At 58.8% G+C, this 272-nt stretch carries 1 protein-coding gene; it reads left to right on the forward strand.

From position 1 onward, the window contains the following. Nucleotides 1–246, forward strand: a 246-nt coding sequence (locus QSV46_RS39800) for a hypothetical protein (protein WP_314964104.1), incomplete at its 5' end; no start/stop codon positions are given. Nucleotides 247–272 lie beyond the last annotated feature (26 nt).

Here is a 272-nt window from a genome sequence, read left to right on the forward strand (position 1 = left end):
GGTGTGATCAGTTTTCTTTTCGCGCTGTGCTTTGCATCGGGGGGGTTTGCGCAGGAAAGGCAGCCTGGCCAAACCGCACCGAATGCGGAAACCGCCCTGCCGGCTGACGGGTCATCGCTGACTGGAAAAGAGCGCATGGGAAAAAAGTGGATGGACGAGCAACGAATCGACAATTGCAACGTGCCCATCGACAAGCGCGGCAGCAAGCCGCGATCCATGACCTGCCCGCATGTTCCGTCGAGATGATCAGCGACGACGATCAGCGCATCACC

The sequence above is a fragment of the Bradyrhizobium cosmicum genome (assembly GCF_032290525.1).
In the GTDB taxonomy this organism is placed as follows: domain Bacteria; phylum Pseudomonadota; class Alphaproteobacteria; order Rhizobiales; family Xanthobacteraceae; genus Bradyrhizobium; species Bradyrhizobium cosmicum_A.